The following is a 21,386-nucleotide window of genomic DNA, read 5'->3' as shown; positions in this document are numbered from 1 at the left end:
GCGGACGCGTTAGCGGGAGAGCTCGCCATGTTTCGCTCGAAGCAAGGCGGCACCGAAGGAGCAACCGCCCCGGAATCTCTCAGGTACAAGGGACCGCGACGCGATCGGTACTCTGGAAAGCGCGAGGGCAGCGATGCCTTGGCCACCGAAGGGGTAAGTCGGCTGGGATTGTTCCCTGTCGACCAAGCTCTCAGGTCACCCGACAGAGGGGGTGTGGAACAGCGTACCTTCGGGGTGCGTTGGGCACCTGTTCGGGAATTGATGATTTGAGCGACGACACACCGGAAATCGAAGAATTGGGCCAGCTGCCCCTGGACGCGTGGCATCGCGCACGGGGCGCTCGCATGGTTCCCTTTGCCGGTTACGAAATGCCGATCCAATATGAAGGGATCGTGGCTGAGCACAACTGGACACGGGAAAGCGCCAGCCTGTTCGATGTGTCACACATGGGCCAGCTGGCTCTGAAGGGCGAGAATGCCGCGCATGAGCTGGAAAAGCTTCTGCCCGGCGCGATCTCCAGCTTGAAGCCGGGCAAGATGCGCTATTCGCTGCTGCTCACCGAAGCAGGCGGGATCATCGACGACCTGATCGTGACCAACACTGGCCCGCATATGGCGCTGGTCGTCAATGGCGCTTGCAAGTGGGACGACATCGCCCATCTGCGCGAGCATTTGCCCGACGAGATCACGCTTACGCATTTTGACGACTTTGCGCTGCTTGCGCTGCAAGGGCCGAAAGCGGGCGAAGTGCTGGAAGCGCTGATGCCTGGCACAGGCGCGCTCACCTTCATGACCGCTGGCCTGTTCGAGTTTGACGGGATGCCGGTGTGGGTCAGCCGCGCGGGTTACACCGGCGAGGATGGCTTCGAAATCTCCGTGCACGAACGCAAGGTCGAAGCGCTCGCGGATGCATTGGTCGCCGATGAACGCGTTAAGCCTGCAGGGCTGGGCGCGCGGGACTCGCTAAGGCTGGAGGCGGGCTTGCCGCTCTATGGGCATGACCTTGACGAGAATATCGATCCGGTCAGCGCAGACCTAGCCTTTGCCCTCTCCAAGAAGCGCCGCGAGGAAGGCGGCTACTTCGGACACGCAGCTGTTGTGGCGAGGCTCGCCGATGGCGGGACCCAACGCCGCATTGGTTTGAAGCTCGACGGCCGGATGCCAGCACGCGAAGGGGCGGATGTCTACGTTGGCGACACGAAAGTCGGCCGCGTTACGTCAGGCGGTTTCTCGCCGACACTCGGCCACCCGATCGCGATGGCCTATGTCGATGTCGCGCATGCAGCTAACGGCACTCAGCTGGAATGCGAAGTGCGGGGCAAGCGTCTCGCTGCAACTGTTTCACCCATGCCATTTGTCCCACACCGCTATTATCGAGGGAGCTGATTTGATGCCGCGTTACTTCACCGATGAACATGAATGGATCGACGTCGAAGGCGATACCGCTACAGTCGGGATCACTGACTATGCGCAGGAACAGCTCGGCGACATTGTCTTTGTCGAACTGCCGCGGGTGGGGCAGACGGTTGAGCAGGGCGACGACGCGGCTGTGGTCGAGAGCGTCAAGGCGGCGAGTGATGTTTACGCCCCGATCTCAGGCAAGGTGCTCGAAACCAACGAAGACCTGGAAGAAGACCCCGCGCTGGTGAACACCTCCCCTGAAGAGGATGGCTGGTTCTTCCGCATGACTGTGGGCGACAAGTCCGAGCTCGACGATCTGATGGACGACAAGGCTTACAAGGCGTTTGTGGACGGGCTGTGATGCGTCTGCGGCTCTTGATCGGCTCCACGATTGCTTTGGCAAGTTGTGCCACTCCTATAGACCACGGAAATGCGATGACTGTGGCTGAGTTTCGTGAAGTGGCTCAAGACTTGGTCGGTCAAGAAGTTACGTTGGTTGGATACGTTGGGCCTTGTGCGCCGCTGAGTTGTGCGATTGCAGACGAGCCTGATGTTTGGGGTGCGAGTAGTAATTGGATTTCAATCGGACGTGCTCCCGCATTTGATCGTAAGGCCGCTCACTTTGCGGGGCAGCGTGTGCGTATCCGGGCAACATTCACAGGGCGCTGCTTCGACTTCGATCCTAATGATGACGTGATTTCGCTTTGTGCTGACCGAGGCTCAACGTTGAGCGAACCTTCGTTGCTTGGGCCAGCAAATAGCAAAGAATAAAGGCAAGTATTAGAATATGCGTTACCTACCCCTGACCGATGCTGATCGCGGCGAGATGCTGAGTGTGATTGGCGCAAGCTCAATCGACGATCTTTTCGTCGATGTGCCGGAAGAGGCGCGCCTCAACGGGCCGATCCACGGCTTGCCGCTCCACGCGAGCGAAATGGCCGTCGAAAAGCATATGCGGCAGCTCTCGAAGAAGAACCTTGCAGCGGCAGACGCGCCGTTCTTCCTCGGCGCAGGGGCCTATCGCCATCACATTCCGGCGAGTGTCGATCACATCATCCAGCGCGGGGAGTTTCTGACAGCCTATACGCCGTATCAGCCTGAGATCGCGCAAGGCACGCTCCAGATGCTGTTCGAGTTTCAGACGCAGGTCGCGCGGCTTTATGGCTGCGCGGTGGCGAATGCGTCGCTTTATGATGGCTCGACCGCGTGCTGGGAAGCGGTGGCGATGGCGACCCGCGTGACGCGGCGCAAGAAAGCGGTGCTCTCCGGCGCGCTGCACCCGCATTACACTGAAGTCGTCAAGACCATGGCCAAGTTCACGGGCGATACGATTGCCGATGCCAAGCCTGCGATTCAGGCTGAGCCGGACAATGCCGGGCTGATTGCGCGGATCGATGATGAGACCGCCTGCGTCGTGGTGCAATACCCCGACATCCTCGGGCGGATCGGCAATTTGCAGGAAGTGGCTGACGCTGCGCACGCCAAGGGCGCGTTGCTGATCGCGGTCAACACTGAGCCGGTGGCGCTTGGCGCGATCCAGGCACCGGGCGACCTCGGCGCCGACATCGTCGTGGGCGAAGGGCAGGCGCTGGGCGTCGGGCTCCAGTTTGGTGGCCCTTATCTGGGCCTTTTCGCGGTGCGCGATCCCAAGCACGTCCGCCAGATGCCAGGACGGCTGTGCGGCGAGACGGTGGATGCGGAGGGCAAGCGCGGCTTCGTCCTGACGCTCTCCACCCGCGAGCAGCATATCCGGCGCGAGAAAGCGACCTCCAACATCTGCACCAATAGTGGGCTGTGTGCGCTCGCATTCTCTGTCCACATGACCTTGCTTGGCGAGAAGGGTCTGCGCCAGCTTGCAGCTGAGAACCACCGTCTCGCCTGCCTTGCAGCAGATCGTCTGGCGGAGGTGCCGGGCGTGTCTGTGCTCAACAACAGCTTCTTCAACGAGTTCACCGTTCGGCTCGGAAGGGATGCGCGCGCGGTGGTCCGCGCGCTTGCGGACAAGGGCGTCCTTGCGGGCGTTTCACTCGGGCGGCTTTATCCTGGCAATGAAGATCTGGCCGACGGTCTGCTCATCGCTGTCACGGAAACGACAAGCGAGGATGATATCGAAGCCCTTGCCATCGTGCTTGAGGAGGCCTGCTCATGAACGCGCCCAACACCTCCGGCTGGAAGCCTGAAATGACGCCTGCCGACGAGGACGGCCTGCACAGCGGCCCGGCCACCGTCACCGGCAACCGGGCGCTGATGCTGGAAGAGCCGCTGCTGTTTGAGCGCGGCCATGCCGATGTGACCGGCGTCGACCTGCCTGAAGTGCCAGAGGGCGCATCCAACCGCCTAGGCGGCTTCGCGCGGACTGAGCCAATCGGCTTGGTTGGCCTGACCGAGCCGGAAACTGTGCGGCATTACACCCGCCTTAGCCGCCAGAACTACGCGATCGACCTGGGACTATTCCCGCTCGGCAGCTGCACGATGAAGCACAATCCGCGGCTCAATGAGAAAGTCGCGAGGATGCCCGGCTTTGCCGATGTGCATCCCTTGCAGCCGGTTTCAACCGTGCGCGGTGCGCTCGAGGTTATCAACGAGCTGGCGCATTGGTTGATCGAGCTGACCGGCATGCACGGCGTCGCGATGAGCCCCAAGGCGGGTGCGCATGGCGAACTCTGCGGGATCCTGTGCATCCGTGCAGCGCTCGAAGCGCGCGGCGATGCGCGCGAGGTCGTGCTTGTCCCGGAAAGCGCGCATGGGACCAATCCGGCCACCGCGGCCTTTGCCGGATATCGGGTCGAGGACATTCCCGCCAATGCCGACGGACGGGTTGATCTGGCAGCGCTCAAGGCGCGCCTCGGTCCGGACGTCGCGGCGGTGATGATCACCAATCCCAACACCTGCGGGCTGTTCGAGCGCGACATGAAAGCGATTTCCGACGTGGTCCATGCGGCGGGCGGCTTCGTTTATTGCGATGGCGCGAACTTCAACGCGATTGTCGGCAAGGTGCGCCCCGGCGATCTCGGCGTCGATGCGATGCACATCAACCTGCACAAGACCTTCTCCACCCCGCACGGCGGCGGCGGCCCCGGCTCTGGCCCGGTCGTCCTGTCAGAGGCGCTCGCTCCGTTCGGCCCGCTGCCGTTCACCGCGCGAACGGAAGATGGTGTCGTCCACCTGGTTGAGGAAGAGAATGCAGGTGAATTCGAGCATATGCAGGCTTTTGGCCGGATGACCGCGTTCCACGGGCAGATGGGGATGTTCACACGTGCGCTGACCTATATCCTCAGCCACGGAGCGGATGGTCTCAAGCAGGTCGCAGAAGACGCGGTGCTTAACGCCAATTACATCCTACGCAGTCTCGAGGACTTGCTCGAAGCGCCGTTTGCGGCGAGCGGCCCGTGCATGCATGAAGCGCTGTTCGGCGACAAGGGCTTCGGCGGTGATCTTTCGACGCTCGATCTTGCAAAAGCGTTGATCGACGAAGGCTACCATCCGATGACGATGTACTTCCCGCTGGTGGTGCATGGAGCGATGCTGGTCGAGCCGACCGAGACGGAAAGCAAGGCTTCGCTCGATCAGTTCATTGCCGCGCTGCGCCATGTGGCAGAACGCGCAAGGGCAGGTGATCAAAGCATGAAGCAAGCACCCTATTACGCGCCGCGCCGCAGGCTGGATGAGACACTCGCGGCTCGCAAACCCAGGCTTACGTGGGAAGAAGCAGAGGGCGAAGCGAGTTAGTTCTGCTTCGCTTTCGGCGGTGTTTCTGGCGGTGTTTCTGGCAGTGGCTCGTCGGGAGAGACGGTGATGCGGATCTGCTGCATGTTGATGATCGCGACGTAGAAACCGATCACTGCAAGCGAGCTTGAACCGAGGACGGCGAAGGCTGCACCCTTGGCGCCGTTCCAGTCGATAGCGGTATCGAGCAGGACCAGCGCCAGCAGTGTCGGCACGGCGCGCACGATGAAGGCGGTGTGCGCCTTGCCAGCACTTACGAGCAAGGATTCCAGGCTTGCGCCGACCAGCTCCACAGCGCCTGCAATTGCGAGGATCACCATCGCCCAGTAGAAGCCGGAGAATTCATCACCGGCAATAATTTCCAGCCCCCAGCGCCCACCAAAGATCGCGACGAGAACCGCGAGTACCCCTCCGATCAACGCGATATTGGCCATTCGGCGGGCCATCAGCATGGCCTCCTCCTTGGCATGGACTAATTCAGGATAGATCGCCTTGGAAACGGTTTGCGCAAGCTGGACCAGCGCTTGTCCCAGCTGGCTTGCCACGCGGAAGCCGCCTGCCAGCTCTTCCCCGCCCAGTGATCCGACCAGCAGAATCATGACCTGCTTTGCCGCGATATTGAGGCTGCCGGTCAGATTGGTCGACATCACAAAGCGCCATGCATCGCGGTGTTTGCGCGGGATCGTGCGCAAGCTGATATGGGAGAGGTCGATCTTCTCATGCCTTGCTGCGACCCACCACAGCGCAATCGCGACGCAGACCTCTGATGCAGCCCAGGCAAGGATAAAGCCGGTAACGGTCGGCATGAATTGCCATGCCAGAACGGCCCCCACGGCCCGGATCAAAGGCTGCACTGCCTCGGCAGCGGTCGCCTTCTTGAATTCAAAATGTAGCCGCAAGAGACCTATCGGCGTTGTCCGGATCGAGAGGAGGGAAACGACGCAATAGCCGAAGGTCAGCCAGAGCAGGTCTTGCGGCAGAGGTAGCCAAAGGGGCGCAGTCCAAACGAGGATCGCCGCCGCAATTGTCCCGACAAATACGCTTAACATGTCCAGCGCGATGGCAAACCCGGTCGCAGGAGCCGGCCCGTCTCCATTCGCGCCCCATCGCACGACAAACTGCCAGGTCTGGAAATTCGCAAGTCCCGTGACAGCCTGTCCGAGCGCCACGATGATCGCGAAATAGCCAAACCCTTCGAGCCCAAGGGTGCGCGTGGCAAGCGCCAGATATACCAGGCTCATCACCGCGTTGAAACCGCGCCCCGTCAGGAGCCAGCCGATATTTTGCCACAACCTTTTCATTTGGGCCGTTTCATGACGCGCGCTGATTCAAGCGGACCTTAGCCTGCTGCGGCCTCACGCTTGGCGAGCAGGCGCTCGGTCACTTCAAAGGTCCGCTCGTTGTCGACATCGATGGCATATTCACCCTTCGACATGACGATCGGTACCATTTTGAAGCCGAACCTGCGAGAGACTTGCTGGAAGATCATCTCTTTCGTGCCCCAGCCCATGTAGAACCGGATCAGGTTCATCCAGCCGAACGCCTTGGCTATACGCTTCGGGAATTTCACGAATTGCCCGCCCTCGCGCATGATTTCTGCCGCGGACAAGGCTTCCTTCGAGCCAATCCAGTAGGTGTTGCAGTTGGAATAGCCGCCATCTGTGAATTCGTAGAACTTGGCCTGCCCTTGCGGGTCGGCCGCCTGCACATCCTGTTTGCGCGCGAGCGCTGCAGCGGCGCCGGCTTCTGCCGCAATCGCCTTGTCGATGAATTCGGCATATCCATCGGACGTTACGAGGCAATTGTCGGCGGTGGTGATCATCAGCGGGAAGCTTGCACCCTCCGCCCCTGAAAACACGCTGTCGACGATGTTGAACTTGCCTTCGCGGAATTGGAGGCGGCCTTCAGCGATCAGGCGCGCGACGGTCGGCTGTGCGGCGATTTCTTTATGGTCGTGGGCGACAACATGGATTGCACCTATTTTCTCGCATTCGGCGACCTCGCGAATGACACGCTCAATCATTGGCACGCCGTACACCGGAACGACGCATTTCTGCGAAACGCCGGCGCGCTGAGCCAGGGGATCGTGAACGCCGGAACGCTTGCCGGCCATGATTAAAGCGGTGACTTTCCCATCCATGTCAGGTCCAATAGTCCCGAAATCCGGTAAGGCAAAGTCTTGTCATGTGCATATCGGCCGTGCAGCAGGCGTTGCCATGCGGATTATCTTCTCTCGCAAGGGATTTGACAGCACAGCTGGCGGCGGTGCGTCCCCCATTGTGGACAATCGGCCCGTCAGTCTGCCCATTCCCGACTCCAAAGGGCTGTCAAACACCACCTATGACGATCTCGGGCTTGGCGAATATGCGGCGCGGGCCAGTCGAGGGAAATTGGGCCCGGCTGACTACTGCCATCACGACCCGATGTTTCTCGACAATGGCACCGCAATTCTCGGTCAGGTAGGTTCATCGCAAAGCCATCTGGCAAACCAGCGGGTGCGGGCTGGCGATGTGTTCCTCTTCTTTGGGCTGTTTGATGGCAAGGAGATGGGCAGGCACCACCGCATTTTCGGTTATCTGTTGATCGAAGAAATCGTGCCTCTGGCCGGAGCCGATGAAAGGGTCCGGCAGATGTTCCTCGATTTGAACCATCCTCATGCAATTGGCATGCACGGCAAGAACGACACCCTTTATTTGGGCGAGGGCCGGAAGGCATCGCGTGCAACTGACAGACTGCGGCTGACCGCCGAAGGCGAAGTGGCGGCAATGTGGGCAAGGCCGCCTTGGCTGCGCCGGGGCGAGATTACCTATTTCCCCGACCGGGACGAGAATTGGCCGGAAGGAAGGCTCTACCGAGTTGGGAATGGCCAGGAATTCGTTGCCGATATTGGTCAGAGAAAAGCGCCACGCGAGTGGCTTGCTGAAATCATCGCGGAGATTCGCCGCGATTGATCCGGGATGCTCCCGCCCCGCATTTTATCAGGCCCGCTCAGTGCTGGCCCGCGCAATCAGTTCCACTGGAGCAAGCGCATTGGGTTCCACTTCTTCCTGATCCAGCACATGAGCGACCAATTGCTCACCCGCTTTCTCCAGATCAGGTTTGATCGTTGTGAGTGGCGGGCTCGCATGGGCGGTGGCGTCAATCCCGTCATAGCCGACGATCCCGGCATCCTCGGGCACGCGGACACCCATCGCATGGAGCGCTTCGAGTGCACCCAGCGCGGTAAAGTCGCAGCCTGCGAAGATCGAGTCATATTCCGTGCCTGCTTGGGCTAGTCGCCTGATGGCTTCACGGCCTTGCTCAAACCGGTCTGTGCTTGATGCTTCGCGCATCACGATAGCTTCCCCGCCGAGTTCCCGAAGCGCCTCGCTGAAGCCTTCAAAGCGTTCGTGGAACTGGCGTTGTTCGCTCTCGATTGGCCCAAGGAACACGGGCTTGCGATAGCCTTGCGCCCAGAGATGCTCCGCTGCGAGGCGACCGCCGGCGCGATTGTCCGAGCGAACCGAATGTGCTTCCTCGAATGGGAGGCCCCAGCAAATCGCGTGTTCTTCATCTTGCAGAATAGGCCGGAAATAGTCCCACGCCGGGCGGTTCTGCGTCGTGCCGATTACAACCATTGCATCAGCATCGCGCTGCTCGACATAGCGACCGTAGAATTCGTCTTCGCTGGCCTGGAAGGCCACCAGCGTCTCATAGCCGCGGCGCGATGCTGCTTTGCAGATGCTGCCGAGGAGAGCGTAAGCAAATGGATTGACTTCACGCGCGCTGTCGTCAGGACGGGTTACGACGACCACGGCGAGAACGCTTGTCTGTCCGCTGCGAAGTCGTGAAGCGCGCTTGTCAGGCAAGTAGTCCAAAGCTCTGGCCGCTTCCATGACGCGGTCGCGTGTTGCCGCGCTGATGCGCGCTGATCCGGTGAACACCCGGCTGACGGTTGACTGGCTGACACCGGCCTTCTCAGCGACATCCCATGCCGTGCTCTTGCGCATCTGGCTTTGCTTCCCACTGTTTGCGCGAGCTCCCATCGCGCTTGCAAATTCCTAGTGCCAAAGGCGAGCAGACAACGCAATCGAATGCACTGGCAATTCGCACAAGCAGGTGGCGCCATGCAGGATCGTGCGCGAAGTCAATTGACCGGATTTGCCGGATCAGGCAAAGGCTTGCGCGCCGAATATCTGCAATGTTTTGCGGGTGTAGCTCAATGGTAGAGCAGCAGCTTCCCAAGCTGACGACGAGGGTTCGATTCCCTTCACCCGCTCCATTTGATCATGAGCGGTGGCTCAGTCCGAATCAGCGCCTTGCGAGTCCTCGCTCGAGGATGGACCGGGCCATGCGCGCAACGTTCCTCTCATCGCCTCCTTCCGCCCAAACCGCATAGCGCAGGCCGAGAAACACGTTCATTCCCATCAGCGCCCAGGCATGCGCCTCCTCGATATCTTCGCGCAGTTCACCCTTTGCGGCACCGGCCTGCAAACGCTCCAGTATGCGCGCGGCCGTGCCTTCGTAATGCGTTCGGTATGCGGCCGGATCGACAAACTCCGACTCGTCGATGATGCGGTAGATTTCCTTGTGTTCGCTGGCGAAGGCCAGAAAGCTAGCAAGCGCCGCTTCCTCGATGTCGAGCGCATCAGGATCGTGCCGCGCCTTCAGTTCGCTCACTGCAGCGGCAGCTTGCGATTTCACCTGCGCGCTCATGTCCTGAACGAGCGCCTGGAACAATGCGTCCTTGCTGTCAAAGTATGTGTAGAACGAGCCTAACGCGACTTGAGCCCGGCGCGTAATCGAGCTGATCGATGCCGCGTGAAAACCCTTCTCCCCGAATTCAATCGCCGCTGCATCCAGCAATTTGCGCAAGGTCCTGCGGCCGCGTTCTGTGCGCGGAGTCTTGTCCAGAACTGGTGTCGGATGGTCGATTACGCACTCCCCTTGCTGAGGAGTTTATTACCAAAGTCGCAGGGGCGCACGCAAGAATAAACTTGAAAGGTGGTTCAACTTTCAATATTGGGGCGTCAATAGACATGTAAGGAGAGGATTCTTGGCTCATCTTTCACAGCGCTCGGCAGTGCGGTTTCTGACCGGTGGGGCAGGCTTTGCCTTGGCCGCCTCGCTCGCCCCTGCGGCAGTCATGGCGCAGGACGGCACTTCGGCTGAAGAGGCGACCTCCGCTGACAACGGCAACGTCATTGTGGTGACTGCACGCCGCCGCGAGGAACGTGCGCTCGATGTTCCGATCGCCGTCACAGCGCTTTCTGCTGAGCAGTTGCAGCGGTCAGGCACGCTGGAACTCACTGAAATTGCGCAGGAAGTGCCCAATCTCAACCTGGAGGTCAGCCGCGGGACCAACACTACACTGACCGCATTCATTCGCGGTGTCGGCCAGCAAGACCCGGTTGCAGGGTTCGAAGCAGGCGTTGGGCTCTATGTCGATGATGTCTATCTCAACCGGCCGCAGGCAGCCGTGCTCGACGTTTATGATGTCGAGCGGATCGAAGTGCTGCGCGGCCCGCAAGGCACGCTTTATGGCCGCAACACCATTGGCGGCGCTATCAAATATGTCACAGCGCGTTTGCCCGACGAAACGCAGGTCAAGATACGCGGAACCTATGGCTCTTATGACCAGGCCGATCTTCTCGTCACAGCTTCGACCCCGATCAGCGACAGCTTGCGGATCGGCGCAAGCGGTGCGCGGCTGTCGCGCGGCGGCTTCGGCGACAACCTCAATCTCGACGGAGTCGAAAACTACAACAAGGACGTGTGGGCTGCGCGCGGCACAATCGAGTTCGACAACGGTCCGCTCTTCGTCCGCCTCGCGGGCGACTATGTAAAGGACAACAGCGATCCGAGACAAGGTCACCGCTTCTTGCCGGGCGTGCTTACGGCAGCGCCGGTGCTTGACAGCGTCTACGACACACGGGCGGGGCTCAATGTCGTCGAGCAGGAAGTCGAAGCCTATGGCGGATCGCTCAACATCGCGCTCGAAGTCAGCGATACGATTACGCTCAAGTCGATCACAGGTTACCGCGAGGACAAGACAACCACCCCGATCGATTTTGACAGTCTTCCTGTCGCTGACCTGGATGTTCCCGCGATCTACGAAAATGATCAGCTGAGCCAGGAATTCCAGCTGCTTTATGAAAGTGACAGCCTGTCGGGCGTGCTTGGCTTCTATTATCTCGATGCCAATGCCTTCACCGCCTTTGACGCGGCGCTGTTCGTAACCGGCGACCTCATCAGCCTGCCTGGTCTTAACGCCCAGACGCTGGGCGATGTCGATACCGAAACCTGGTCGATCTTCGGAGACTTCACTTACGATATCACGGACCAGTTCAGCATCTCGCTCGGCGGTCGTTATACCAATGACAAGCGGACCAGCCGCGTCTTGCGCACGACCTTCATCGGCGGGTTCTCGGACCTGTTTGCCACTGGGGCAATCCCCATTGCGATTACATCTGATTTCCTTGGTAGCGAAACCTTCAAGGAATTCACGCCGCGCGCCTCGATCAGTTATAAGCCGAACGAGGATCATAATCTCTATTTCAGCTATTCGCGCGGCTTCAAGGGCGGCGGCTTTGATCCGCGCGGCCAGACCAGCCAGGCCCCCGACGCGGACGGGAGCGGGTCAGTTTCAGCCGACGAAATCTTCGAGTATATGAGCTTCGATCCGGAGATCGTCGACAGCTTCGAACTGGGCTGGAAGGCCTCGCTGCTTGAGGATGCGTTGAGCCTCAGCGTCGCTGCCTTCAAGAGCGACTACAAGGACTATCAGGTGCCTGGCTCGATCGGCGTGGATACGAACGATGATGGCATTGCCGATACCTTCGCAGGGATTACGGACAATGCTGGCAGCGCATCAATCAATGGCCTTGAGATCGAGGCACGGGCGCTCGTCGGGCGCGACTTTGCCGGACCTGGCAGCCGTTTCGGCGTCAATCTCGCCGTTGGTTATCTCGATGCAAGCTTCGATGAATACATTATCGGCGGTCAAGACGCGTCTGATGTGGCGAGCATCCAGAACACCCCTGAGTTCACTGTCAATTTCGGGGCAAATCTTGGTCTGCCCGTGGCAAGCGGGATGGTCGACATCCTCGGCAATGTCGCGCTTCAAAGCGACTCGCAGCAGTTTGAGTTTCCGACGCCCTTCATCGATCAGGACGGCTTTGCGCTTGTGAACGCCAGCATTGTCTACACCGATGACAGTGACCGGTTCTCGATTGGCGTGCACGGCAAGAACCTGTTGGACAAGCGGTATGTCGTGGCCGGTTACGATTTCGAGTTCAACACCTCGCTCGGGATCGAGAACAACATCACCGGCTTTTACGGCGATCCGCGCAGGATCTTCGTGACAGGTGAAATCCGCTTCTGATCAGGAGAGGCATAGTGCCTCACACGCAACCCTGGCGCGAATACAACTATCGCAGCGCGGACGGGCGGCTTGACCTGTTCGCGCGCGATTATCCGGCCGATGCAGGCGGCGGCGCAGCCCCTTTGCTGTTGATGCACGGTCTCACGCGCAATTCGGCCGATTTCGAGCCGCTGATCGAACTGCTCGGGGTTGGCAAACGGCGGATGATCGTGCCGGACCAGCGGGGGCGCGGGCGCTCGCAATACGATCCCGATCCCGCCAACTACCGGCCCGATGTCTATGCCGCGGACATGTGGGCGCTGCTTGACGTCTTGGGAATTGAACAAGTCGTGTGCATCGGTACGTCGATGGGCGGGCTGATGGCGATGGTCATGGGCGCGCAACAGCCGGAGCGGATCGCCGGGATCGTGCTCAATGATGTTGGCCCTGAAGTCTCGGAAGAAGGGCTCGACCGAATTCGCAGCTATGTTGGTCCAGCCGAGCCGATGAACAACTGGGAAGAAGCGGCGGATCGCTGCGCAGCGATCAACCGAAGCGCAATGACCGGCTTCACGAGCGACGACTGGATGGCCTTTGCCAGGCGCACTTGCCGCGAATTGCCCGACGGGCGCGTGGTGTTCGCCTATGATCCCGCGATCTCGGCAGGTATGGCGAGGGACGACACCACCACTGTTCCGCCAGACCTGTGGGCCTTGTGGGAAGCTCTCTCGGCCATTCCGATCCTTGCCATTCGCGGCGTAAACAGCGACATCCTCACAGCATCCACGGTTTCCGAGATGGCGACCAGGCGAGGGGGCGACCTCGCCTATGTCGAAGTGCCGGATCGCGGGCATGCGCCTATCCTCGATGAGCCAATTGCGGTCAACGCTATCCGGGCGTTTCTCTCGCGCTAAGGCGGCCACTGCGAACCGCAACCGGATTTCGCTTCAAAGAGCTGGCGCGACCTTGGTTCGTCTGCTGTCATCATATATTCATCTCGATGTCGCAAACAACGCTGCTGACAAGATCATTCGGAGTGCTTGATGTCAGTTGCTTTCAATCGCCGCCGTTTCATGGGAGCCACTGGCTCGGCCTTTGCCGCACTTGTTGCAAGCGGCTGCACGGTGCGTACGCCGAAACTCACGGAACGGAGCAGCGCGACGTCTGCCGCAACCGCCGACCTCTACGGTTCGTTAAAGAGCGATCCGGCTGGCATTCTCGACCTGCCGGAAGGCTTTTCCTATCGGATCATCTCATGCCTGGGCGATGCGATGGATGACGGTGAGCTGGTGCCAGATCGCGGAGACGGGATGGGCAGTTTCGATTTGGGCAACGGGAAGATTGCGCTGGTGCGGAATCATGAGTTGCGCGCTGAGCATGGCCCAGAAGTTTATGCCGAACAGGGCTTTTTGCGTGGTGAAGGCGGCGGTTTTCTACCTGGCGGTACGACCACCATCATACTCGACGCAGAAACCCTTGCTGTCGAAAGACAGTTCCGCAGCCTTGCTGGGACGTGGGAGAATTGTGCCGGAGGGGTTACACCATGGGGAAGCTGGTTGACTTGTGAAGAGCCTGGGCGCTTCCGCCGGAAAATTCGTGACGGTCACGGCTGGGTATTCGAGGTGCCAGCGAGCGCGACCGGCCCGGTCCCGGCAGTGCCGCTTAAAGCGATGGGGCGTTTCGAGCACGAAGCGGCGTGCGTCGATCCCGCAACCGGGATCGTTTATCTCACAGAAGACCGTGAGGATGGGCTCTTCTATCGTTTCATTCCCGATGTACCCGGCCAGCTCGCCCAGGGCGGCAGGCTGCAAGCGCTGGCTGTCGAGGCAGTTCCCGATACGCGCAATCAGAACCAACCGGTTGTCGAGGCCGGTGTCATCCATTGGACGCGCTGGATCGACATGGACAATGTCGAGTCCCCAGCAGATGATCTTCGTCAGCGCGGTGCTGCGAAGGGCGCCAGCCTATTTTTTCGCGGTGAAGGCATCCATATGGGCGATAGCGAGATTTATTTCTGCTGTACTGGCGGTGGAACGGCAAAGTGCGGTCAGATATTCAGGCTCTTGCCGGGTCGCGATGGCGGCGTAGACCGACTCGAACTATTCTTCGAAAGCGAAAGCAAGGAACAGTTTTACTACGGCGACAACCTAACCATCGCTCCAAACGGCGACCTTATCGTGTGCGAGGATGAATATGCAGATTTGGTCGACAATCGCCTGATCGGCATCACTCCCGAGGGCAAGCCCTATGTCTTCGGGCGATTGAACATTCAGACCGAACTGGCCGGTGCGTGTTTCTCGCCCGATGGCCAGTACCTGTTCGTCAACGCCTATTCACCGACCAAGACATTTGCGATACGAGGCCCTTGGGCTTGACCCGTTAAGCGATTGCGAGACTCAGACTTGCATACTGACGCCTCGCTGCTTGCTTTTGGCCTGAGCTTTCTGGCTGCGCATCGCGGCGGCCCGCAATTGCTGATCGGCCATTTGAGCGCGAAGCTTGGACGGTCCTCTGGATTGGTTCTGATCGCCCTGCTCACGAGCCTTGCCACAAGCGCTCTTGCTGCGTTTGCGGGAGCATGGCTAAGCTCAGGTTTTATCGGCTTCGAGCGCGCAATGATCGCAGCGCTTGCCCTCGCATTGGCAGCGGCGCTTCTCGCCCAGGGGAAATCGCCGCAGCTGCCCAGGGAACCAACGCGCTCATTTGGAGCAATCGCGCTGGCCTTAACCGCCAAACAAGCCATCGATCCTCCGCGTCTCGTGATCTTTGCCAGCGCGGCGGCACTCGCATCGCCTTGGCATGCCTTGGCTGGGGGCGCTTTTGCAACAGCGTTGTCCCTGCTTCTGGGGTGGGCTTTGGCGGAGCGTGTCTCACGAACAGCGAATTGGCGCTGGCTGCGGTTTGTTGTGGCGGCGGCACTTTTGGTGCTCGGCGGTTTAATCGCCTGGACTGGATACATTTCCAGCCCTTGATCGACTTAGGCGATCACAACATCCTATCTTTCCGGCGAAACAATCTTTCTTCTGATGCGTTAATTGGATGATATAGACTGAAGGAGAAAGATCATGACCACCCCCGGAGACAACGCGAAAACCGCTCTCGTTGAAGAACTGAACGGCCTGTTGGCAGATCACCTCGCACTGTTTGTGAAGACCAAGAACTTCCACTGGCATGTGGCAGGTCCGCGCTTTCGCGATCTGCATTTGCTGTTTGACGAACATGCGATAGAGATCCGCGATCAGATCGACATCATTGGCGAGCGTGTGCGCAAGCTTGATGCGAATACGATCACATCGATTGGTTCAGTTGCAGGCAAGACCCAGGTCAAGGATCAGGACGATGCTGACCTAAGCGCTGAAGCCATGATTGCTGAGCTGCGCGATGACAATGCCGCGATGGTCAAGCGTCTCAAAGCCATGAAGCCGCTGGCAGAACAGGCCAATGACAATGCGACCGACGGCTTGATCGACGATTGGACCGACATGGCTGAACAGCGCGTGTGGTTCCTCAGCCAGACGCTTAAGTAAGAAGCCAGCGCATACGAAATTTTGTTGGCAAAGCGGTCGCTCTCGCACTGGCGAGGGCCGCCCGTTTTGCTATGTCGGTGAGAATGACTGAGCCAACAATCATCGAAGGAGCCGGCACAGATCGGATCGCCGATTGGCTGGAAAGGCGGCTGAGCGATGCTTTGCGTGAAACAGAGGGCCAGATTGCGCTGAGCGTTCCCGGTGGCTCGACCCCGTTTCCGATCATGCAGGCACTCACCGGCCGCCAGTTGGACTTTGCCCGGATCCAAGTCTGGCCGGGCGATGACCGCGTGGTGCCAGAGGACCATTCCGCCTCCAACACTGGCAAAATCCGGGCGCTGTTCGAACCTGTAGGAGCTACAGTGCGCGCGCTCTGCGAACGGAGCGTCCCGCCGCGTTTCGCAGTCACATGGCTTGGCATGGGGGCGGACGGTCACATCGCGTCGCTTTTCCCGAACACCGATCCGCAAGTAGAGGATCCGCAATTGGTTCGCCGGTTGACGCCCGACCCGCTCCCGCCCGAAGCGCCCTTTGATCGGATCACGCTCACTATCCCTGCGCTCCTCAATTGCGATGCCATTCTCTTCACTCTCGGCGGGTCCGTCGAAAAGCGCAGCGTGTTCGAAGCAGCGCTTGCGGGTGAGCATGACTTGCCCATTGCACGGCTGCTCCGCGCAGCGAGCCAGCAGGTGACATGCTTCACCTGATCCCTCCACGCGCGCATCGTCTGGGCTATCGCATGGCTCATGCCGTGCGCACGCAATATTGGCGCATTGCCCGCCCGACTGTGCATGGCTGTGCAATCATTACCCGGAATGCGTTGGGCGAAGTGCTGCTGGTGCAACCATGCTATGGCAACCGCCTATGGCAATGGCCGGGCGGCGGGATTGATCGGGACGAAGACATCGTGACAGCCGCTGCGCGCGAAGTGGCAGAGGAAACCGGCCTCGGTGTTGGTGATCTGCGGCTGCTGGGCCAAACACACAAGTTGCTGCATGGTGCGACCAATGTCGTTCACATTTACGGCGCAGTTGCTGAAGGACACCCGCGCGCCAATGAGCGGGAGATACTCTCTGCAGGGTGGTTCGGAATCGACGAGCTGCCAAACCGGCGCAGCATCTATGTTGACGAATTTCTGATGAGCTATCGCACTGCTCTGCAGCTTTCAGATTGAACGACAATCAGGATTCAGTACCGATGGTCCTGATACTCCCAAGATCCCGATGCTAGAGCAGCGAAAGTTGCGCAGTGTCTTTCTTAGTCGGCTGTTCGCCCGCTTCGCGTTCCAGATTGGACAGCGTCAGCCCCATCAGCCGGATGGGCATGGCGAGAGGGAGCGTGTCGTCCAGGATCGCATGCGCAACGCGCGCAAATTCGCGCTTGTCGGCGACAGGCTGCGGGAGCGAGCGTGAGCGCGTGACGTTCTGGAAGTCGGTGTATTTCATTTTGAGCGTGATCGTGCGGCCCTTGGCATTCGCCCGCTCGATCGAATCCCACACGATGTCGACGATATTGTCGAGCGTCTCGCGCAGAGCCGGGCCAGATGAAATGTCTTCGCTGAAAGTCCGCTCGCCGCCGACCGATTTGCGTGTCCGTTGCGCACGTACTGGTCGCAAGTCGATCCCGCGCGCCGCGCGGTAAAGATAATCCGCAGAGCTTCCGAAATGCTGGCGCAGGAAGGCGATATCCTTTGCGGCCAGGTCCGCACCTGTCTGGATGCCGAGCCTGAGCATCTTCGCTTCGGCCTTGGGACCGACCCCGTGAAACCGCCGTACCGGCAGTTGAGCGACAAAATCCGCGCCTTGGCCCGGGCGGATGACGCATATACCGTCGGGCTTGTTCTGATCGCTTGCGATCTTGGCGAGAAACTTGTTGTAGCTTACCCCAGCGCTTGCCGTCAGCTTCGTCTTGGCGCGGATTTCCTGCCGGATCAGCTCGGCAATGCGAGTGGCCGATCCTATCCCGAGCAAGTCCTCTGTGACGTCGAGATAGGCTTCATCCAGGCTGAGCGGTTCGACATGCGGGGTGTGATGGTGGAAGATCGCGCGGATCGTGCGGCTCGCCTCCTTGTAGGCTTCAAACCGGTGACGTACGAAAATGAGGTCCGGGCACAGGCGCTTGGCCGTGACCGAAGGCATCGCGCTCCTCACCCCGAACTTGCGCGCTTCGTAGCTTGCCGCGGCCACCACGCCGCGTCCGCCGGAGCCGCCGACCGCGACAGGCTTGCCGCGCAATTCGGGATTGTCGCGCTGCTCTACACTTGCGAAAAAGGCGTCCATGTCGATATGGATGATCTTGCGCAGGCCCGTCCCCGCCTCATCAGCAGAGTCGTCAGGGGCCTCTTCGCCTTCAAGCTCACCGTTCGCCATGCGGTCAAACTAGTATTCCGCACGCCGCGAGGGAACCTCTCGCGTCATCAAACGCTCTTCGCAGTCTTGCGAAAAGGCGCTTTCCAAATCCGGATCGAGCGCCCAAGGAAAAGGGAATGAGTACAGCCACCGTCAAATCCAGGCCCGAACTGGGTCCGCGCGAACTGATAGTACTGATGGCTTCGATGATGAGCCTTCAGGCATTCGGTATCGACGCGATGCTGCCTGCGCTGGGTGTGATGGGCGATGAGCTAGACGCGCCGGGCAATGAACGTCAGCTGGTGATCGTCGCATATTTCCTTGGATCGGGTATTGGGGCGTTCTTTCCGGGAGCGTTTGCCGACCGTTTCGGGCGCAGACCGGTGCTGTTCTTCGGTCTTGCCAGCTATTCGATCCTGTCGGTCGCCTGTTCGCTGGTCACCGATTTCACGACCTTGCTTGTAATCCGGCTGGTGCAGGGGATCGCCTGTGCAGGCCTCAGCGTGGTGCCGACCGCGATCGTGCGCGACAAGGTTGGCGGCGACCGCATGGCGCGGATGATGAGCCTGATCATCATGATCTTCCTGGCCGTGCCGATTTTCGCGCCTGCTCTTGGACAAGTGATCCTGATGCTTTTGGGCTGGCGCGCAATCTTCGACTCAATGGCCCTTATGGGTCTGCTGGTCGGCATCTGGGTATGGTTCCGCCTGCCAGAGTCATTGTCTGCCGAGAATGTACAGGACATCGCGCCGCGTACGATTCTCAGGAACATGGGCGAATCTTTGATGAAGCGCGAGTCTATCGGCTATGTCATCGGTGCAGCGCTGGTGTTCGGCTCGCTGTTCGGCTTCCTCAATTCAAGTCAGCAGCTGATTGCAGAAAGCTTCGGTGCGGGCGATTACTTCGCGCTCATTTTCGGGGCCTCGATCCTTGGCATGGTGGTGGCGAGCTTCACCAATTCGCGCATCGTCGAGAAATTCGGCGCTCGCCGGGTGAGCCATGCGGCCGTCATCGGTTTCCTGTTCTTCAGCACGCTGATGGTCATTTCGGCTTACGATGGCGAGCAGAGCTTGTGGGAATTCGTCATACTGCTGGGGCTCAATATGACCGTGCTTGGCTTTGTCGGCGCAAACTTCAGCTCGATCGCGATGCAGCCGTTCCAGCATATCGCCGGCGCGGCAAGCTCCGGTCAGACAAGCGTGCGGATGGTGACGGGTGCGTTGCTGGGTGCAGCCATTGGGCAAGCTTATGACGGGACCGCATTGCCGCTGAGCCTTGCGATGATGGCATGCGCTGCATGTGCAATCGCCATGGTGCTTTATAGCGAGCGCGGCAAGCTGTTCCGCCGCCCAAGCCAGGCGCGGCGTTACATGGAATTGCATGACGTTTTCAGGAGCGGCGGGTAGGCGCGGGTGGCCCGGATCATTAAGACAAAAGCCTACGCCACGCCAGTTCCGCAAATTCGCACAGCAAAGGCCGCGTATCGCGCGGGTCGATGATGTCCTCGACATTGAAGCGCTCGGCTGAGCGGAAGGGGGAAGTGACCTTGTACAGCCGTTCGCGGATCGCGGCGAGTTCGGCTTCGGGATCTTCGGAGGCTTCAAGCTCCGACTTGTAGGCGACCTCCAGCCCGCCCGCTATGGGCAAGCTTCCCCAATCACCCGAAGGCCAGCAATAGCGGTACTGGAAGGTCTCCGCATTGCTCATCGCGCTGCCGGCAATCCCGTATGCGCGGCGCAGCACGATGCAGCCAAGCGGCACGCTGGCCTTGTAGATCGCGTTCATCGCCTGCACGCCATAACGGATTGTGCCAGCTATCTCCGCCTCGCGCCCGATCATGAAGCCAGGGTTGTCGACCAGATGGACGATCGGCAAGCGGAACTGGTCCGCCAGCTTGACGAACCGCTCGACTTTCTCAGCCGTCTTGGCATCCCATGATCCGCCGAGGAAACTCGGGTCGCTGGCGAGGACCGCGACCGGCCAGCCATCGAGGCGGGCGAGCGCGGTGATCGCGGCCCGGCCCCACATGCGGCCGATCTCGAACACGGTTCCGGAATCGAACACCATCTCCATGCAGCGGCGCATCGAATAGACCTGCTTGGGATCGCGCGGGACGAGGCTAAGCAGCGCGTCTTCCTTGCGGTGGACGGGGTCGGTGCAGTTGGATCTGCGCGCCAGCTGGCCGACATGCTCTGGCATGAAGCTGAGGAAATGCCGCGCGCGGGCGAAGGCTTCAGCCTCGCTCGCCACTTCATCATCCACCACGCCGTTGCGCGTGTGAATGTCGCTGCCGCCGAGCTTTTCCTTCGCTTCCTCGTGGCTGGTCGAGCCATCGCGATAGGCTTCTCCAAGCCCATCGACCACGGCGGGCCCGGCCGCGAAGATCTGCGACAACCCGCGCACCATGATCGAATAATGGCTGGCGACAACGCGCGCTGCGCCCAGCCCGGCTGTGGGACCAAGCGCCAGCGCCACCACCGGCACAGTCTCGAGGTTCTTCACCACGTCGGACCAGCCAGGGACGGCAGGGATATAAGTCGCGCCGATCTGCTCGAGCATCTTGACGCTGCCGCCGCCGCCCGTGCCGTCGATCATGCGGATCAGCGGCAATTTCAGTTCATGCGCCATCTTCTCGGCCTGGACCATCTTGCGGTGGATGCCTGCATCGCCCGCGCCGCCGCGAATGGTGAAATCGTCTGCGGTCGCGACCACCGGGCGGCCATTGATGTCCGCCTTACCGAACAGGAACGGGGCAGGGCGCACGCCGGTGAGATCGCCGTTTGCGTCGTAATGACCCTTGCCGGCAATCTTGCCGATTTCGCGGAAAGAGCCGTCATCGGTGAGCGCCGCAAGCCGCGCGCGGGCGTCCATCTTGCCCCGGCCATGTTGTTTGGCGAGTTTTTCCGATCCGCCCATTTCCTCCGCGAGTTCCTCACGGCGGCGCAGTTCTTCGAGTTCTTTGGCCCAGGTCATCAATCCTCCCTCTCAGGCCCACCCCTAACCCCTCCCGCAAGCGGGAGGGGGATTCGGTTGCGCTTTTTCT

Annotated in this window: 19 protein-coding genes, 1 tRNA gene and 1 riboswitch; of the genes, 14 read left to right on the top strand and 6 right to left on the bottom strand. The window is 60.2% G+C overall.

Annotation, left to right across the window (positions count from 1 at the left end; translation table 11 throughout):
- The first annotated feature begins 2 nt into the window (after positions 1 to 2).
- Positions 3 to 106, top strand: a riboswitch (glycine riboswitch).
- Between the two features lie 160 nt (positions 107 to 266).
- The 4 genes from gcvT to gcvPB all read left to right on the top strand — a co-directional run bounded on the left by gcvT (position 267) and on the right by gcvPB (position 5,129).
- Positions 267 to 1,385: a glycine cleavage system aminomethyltransferase GcvT gene (gene gcvT, locus ACG9DO_RS00770; protein ID WP_394729708.1), complete on the top strand. Its 1,119-nt coding sequence runs from the start codon at positions 267 to 269 to the stop codon at positions 1,383 to 1,385.
- Positions 1,386 to 1,389: 4 nt separating this feature from the next.
- Entirely contained in the window at positions 1,390 to 1,761 is a 372-nt protein-coding gene (gene gcvH, locus ACG9DO_RS00765) for a glycine cleavage system protein GcvH (protein WP_394729706.1), read from the top strand.
- 426 nt (positions 1,762 to 2,187) lie between these two features.
- A complete protein-coding gene (gene gcvPA, locus ACG9DO_RS00760; RefSeq protein ID WP_394729704.1) occupies positions 2,188 to 3,549 on the top strand; it encodes an aminomethyl-transferring glycine dehydrogenase subunit GcvPA in 1,362 nt (453 codons plus the stop codon).
- Positions 3,546 to 5,129, top strand: coding sequence for an aminomethyl-transferring glycine dehydrogenase subunit GcvPB (gcvPB, locus tag ACG9DO_RS00755; protein WP_394729702.1), 1,584 nt, complete (start codon positions 3,546 to 3,548; stop codon positions 5,127 to 5,129). The genes gcvPA and gcvPB overlap by 4 nt, the downstream gene beginning before the upstream one ends.
- Here gcvPB and ACG9DO_RS00750 read toward each other — a convergent pair.
- The gene (locus tag ACG9DO_RS00750; protein ID WP_394729700.1) at positions 5,126 to 6,427 is read right to left on the bottom strand and encodes a lipopolysaccharide biosynthesis protein; all 1,302 of its coding nucleotides are present in this window, start codon (positions 6,425 to 6,427) and stop codon (positions 5,126 to 5,128) included. The genes gcvPB and ACG9DO_RS00750 overlap by 4 nt on opposite strands.
- Positions 6,428 to 6,465: 38 nt before the next feature.
- Entirely contained in the window at positions 6,466 to 7,266 is an 801-nt protein-coding gene (locus ACG9DO_RS00745) for an NTP transferase domain-containing protein (protein WP_394729698.1), read from the bottom strand.
- On the opposite strand from ACG9DO_RS00745, the gene ACG9DO_RS00740 reads away from it, so the two are divergent.
- On the top strand, positions 7,265 to 8,077 hold the full coding sequence (locus ACG9DO_RS00740) for a hypothetical protein (protein ID WP_394729696.1): 813 nt from the start codon (positions 7,265 to 7,267) through the stop codon (positions 8,075 to 8,077). The two genes, ACG9DO_RS00745 and ACG9DO_RS00740, sit on opposite strands and share 2 nt — an antisense overlap.
- A gap of 27 nt (positions 8,078 to 8,104) precedes the next feature.
- Here ACG9DO_RS00740 and ACG9DO_RS00735 read toward each other — a convergent pair whose 3' ends face one another.
- Positions 8,105 to 9,115 carry a substrate-binding domain-containing protein gene (locus ACG9DO_RS00735; RefSeq protein WP_394729694.1) on the bottom strand — a complete coding sequence of 337 codons (1,011 nt, stop codon included), beginning with the start codon at positions 9,113 to 9,115 and terminating at the stop codon, positions 8,105 to 8,107.
- Between the two features lie 198 nt (positions 9,116 to 9,313).
- On the opposite strand from ACG9DO_RS00735, the gene ACG9DO_RS00730 reads away from it, so the two are divergent.
- Positions 9,314 to 9,387, top strand: a tRNA-Gly gene (locus tag ACG9DO_RS00730).
- Between the two features lie 29 nt (positions 9,388 to 9,416).
- Here ACG9DO_RS00730 and ACG9DO_RS00725 read toward each other — a convergent pair.
- Positions 9,417 to 9,980, bottom strand: coding sequence for a TetR/AcrR family transcriptional regulator (locus tag ACG9DO_RS00725; RefSeq protein ID WP_394729692.1), 564 nt, complete (start codon positions 9,978 to 9,980; stop codon positions 9,417 to 9,419).
- A 181-nt stretch (positions 9,981 to 10,161) separates the two neighbouring features.
- Between ACG9DO_RS00725 and ACG9DO_RS00720 the strand changes: the two genes are divergently transcribed.
- The 7 genes from ACG9DO_RS00720 to ACG9DO_RS00690 all read left to right on the top strand — a co-directional run bounded on the left by ACG9DO_RS00720 (position 10,162) and on the right by ACG9DO_RS00690 (position 17,169).
- Positions 10,162 to 12,489, top strand: coding sequence for a TonB-dependent receptor (locus tag ACG9DO_RS00720; RefSeq protein WP_394729690.1), 2,328 nt, complete (start codon positions 10,162 to 10,164; stop codon positions 12,487 to 12,489).
- Positions 12,490 to 12,503: 14 nt separating this feature from the next.
- Positions 12,504 to 13,382, top strand: coding sequence for an alpha/beta fold hydrolase (locus tag ACG9DO_RS00715; RefSeq protein ID WP_394729688.1), 879 nt, complete (start codon positions 12,504 to 12,506; stop codon positions 13,380 to 13,382).
- A 129-nt stretch (positions 13,383 to 13,511) separates the two neighbouring features.
- Positions 13,512 to 14,843 (top strand): alkaline phosphatase PhoX, encoded by a 1,332-nt coding sequence (locus tag ACG9DO_RS00710; protein ID WP_394729686.1) that lies wholly within the window; start codon positions 13,512 to 13,514, stop codon positions 14,841 to 14,843.
- Between the two features lie 27 nt (positions 14,844 to 14,870).
- Positions 14,871 to 15,440, top strand: a complete 570-nt coding sequence (locus ACG9DO_RS00705) for a hypothetical protein (protein WP_394729685.1) — start codon at positions 14,871 to 14,873, stop codon at positions 15,438 to 15,440.
- A gap of 93 nt (positions 15,441 to 15,533) precedes the next feature.
- Positions 15,534 to 15,995 carry a Dps family protein gene (locus ACG9DO_RS00700; protein ID WP_394729683.1) on the top strand — a complete coding sequence of 154 codons (462 nt, stop codon included), beginning with the start codon at positions 15,534 to 15,536 and terminating at the stop codon, positions 15,993 to 15,995.
- 83 nt (positions 15,996 to 16,078) lie between these two features.
- Positions 16,079 to 16,702 (top strand): 6-phosphogluconolactonase, encoded by a 624-nt coding sequence (locus ACG9DO_RS00695; RefSeq protein WP_394729681.1) that lies wholly within the window; start codon positions 16,079 to 16,081, stop codon positions 16,700 to 16,702.
- Positions 16,690 to 17,169, top strand: a complete 480-nt coding sequence (locus tag ACG9DO_RS00690; protein ID WP_394729679.1) for an NUDIX hydrolase — start codon at positions 16,690 to 16,692, stop codon at positions 17,167 to 17,169. The genes ACG9DO_RS00695 and ACG9DO_RS00690 overlap by 13 nt, the downstream gene beginning before the upstream one ends.
- 52 nt (positions 17,170 to 17,221) lie before the next feature.
- On the opposite strand, the gene dinB is transcribed toward ACG9DO_RS00690, so the two are convergent.
- Positions 17,222 to 18,364, bottom strand: coding sequence for a DNA polymerase IV (dinB, locus tag ACG9DO_RS00685; protein WP_394729677.1), 1,143 nt, complete (start codon positions 18,362 to 18,364; stop codon positions 17,222 to 17,224).
- Positions 18,365 to 18,480: 116 nt separating this feature from the next.
- On the opposite strand from dinB, the gene ACG9DO_RS00680 reads away from it, so the two are divergent.
- Positions 18,481 to 19,749: a multidrug effflux MFS transporter gene (locus tag ACG9DO_RS00680; RefSeq protein ID WP_394729675.1), complete on the top strand. Its 1,269-nt coding sequence runs from the start codon at positions 18,481 to 18,483 to the stop codon at positions 19,747 to 19,749.
- Between the two features lie 19 nt (positions 19,750 to 19,768).
- On the opposite strand, the gene ACG9DO_RS00675 is transcribed toward ACG9DO_RS00680, so the two are convergent.
- Entirely contained in the window at positions 19,769 to 21,316 is a 1,548-nt protein-coding gene (locus tag ACG9DO_RS00675; protein WP_394729673.1) for an acyl-CoA carboxylase subunit beta, read from the bottom strand.
- Positions 21,317 to 21,386 lie beyond the last annotated feature (70 nt).

The sequence above is a fragment of the Altererythrobacter sp. GH1-8 genome (assembly GCF_043702085.1).
Taxonomy (GTDB): Bacteria; Pseudomonadota; Alphaproteobacteria; order Sphingomonadales; family Sphingomonadaceae; genus Erythrobacter.
Note: the sequence above shows the minus strand (reverse complement) of the source record. Positions and strands in the feature narration are given on the sequence as shown.